Source organism: Moorena sp. SIO4E2, assembly GCF_010671945.1.
Lineage (GTDB): Bacteria > Cyanobacteriota > Cyanobacteriia > Cyanobacteriales > Coleofasciculaceae > Moorena > Moorena producens.
Genome location: NZ_JAAHIE010001421.1, coordinates 1 through 1,058 on the forward strand (window position 1 = coordinate 1; position 1,058 = coordinate 1,058).

The window sequence follows — 1,058 nt, forward strand, 5'->3', positions numbered from 1 at the left end:
AGCACTCGCCCACTAGGACTAAATGACAGAGCATCCACAGCGGTAGAATGGGCTGTAATGGTACGCACCAATTGAGGAGTTCTCCAAGATTGGACCTGGGATGAAGCCATTTCCGGCATAGCTGCAACCATTAGGCCCAGTCTTGATTCCCTAGCGTAGGTGGTACTGGTGACCAGTGCCATGATCCCGAGCACAGTTCCCAAAATCGCCAACGGTGTTTTTTTCATTGTTGTTGTTCGCGTAGCGTGGCCTATTGGCCAAGGTTAGGGCAAATCGTCTTACTTTTCACCGCGTCAGGGGGATGTTCTTGCCAACCGGAAATTATACCCAACAACTCCGACTTTAGTAGTTCCAATGCTTCTATTTGTTCGGTGATTGCCTCAATCTTGAGCAGTAGATGCTGCTTAACCGCTCCACAAGGTAACTCACCAAAGTCATGGATTTTGAGGATGTCTTGAATCTCACTAAGGCTAAGTCCTAGGGATTGAGCGCGTTTAATAAAAGCCAGTCGATTCAGCACCTGGTTGGTAAACAGGCGATAGCCAGAAGGGGAGCGGGTTGTGACTGGCCTAAGCAGACCAATCTCTTCGTAATAGCGAATGGTCTTCACGGGCAACCCGCTATGACTAGCTACCTGACCAATTTTGAGCCAGTCCTCTGATGAATTGGTGACAAGATCATTGGTAATTGGTAATTGGTAACTGACCACTGTTGACTATGCTTTCCCCTTTGTTTCCCCTATTCCCTTAGGGATGAACAGTTTGATCTTAAAACAGCCTGACCTATCGAGGTGGTTGACGTCGAGGTGCTTGACGCTTGACAGCACTCAACATTGGTAATGGTGGACGGGAAGAACTGGGGGGAAGATACCGCTCCACAGGTTGCTCAGCCAGTTCAGTTTGCTGACTTTGGCTTTGCCACCAACGGACTACCACTGCTATTCCCACCATCATCAGTCCAAAACTGAATAATGACCAGCGTCCGCCTACACCACCAATGACAGCATCCACCGCTCCGATAATCACGATGAAGCCTGAGATTGGCTCTTTACGATAAGC

2 protein-coding genes and 1 pseudogene are annotated in these 1,058 nt (G+C 48.9%); all 3 read right to left on the reverse strand.

The features are described from left to right. Nucleotides 1-227, reverse strand: a pseudogene (locus tag F6K37_RS44145) (WD40 repeat domain-containing protein); the annotation flags it as partial. A gap of 23 nt (nucleotides 228-250) precedes the next feature. Continuing rightward, entirely contained in the window at nucleotides 251-709 is a 459-nt protein-coding gene (locus tag F6K37_RS44150; RefSeq protein WP_287257447.1) for a heavy metal-responsive transcriptional regulator, read from the reverse strand. A gap of 73 nt (nucleotides 710-782) precedes the next feature. Beyond that, the coding region (locus F6K37_RS44155) for a hypothetical protein (RefSeq protein ID WP_287257448.1) at nucleotides 783-1,058 on the reverse strand (276 nt) is incomplete at its 5' end.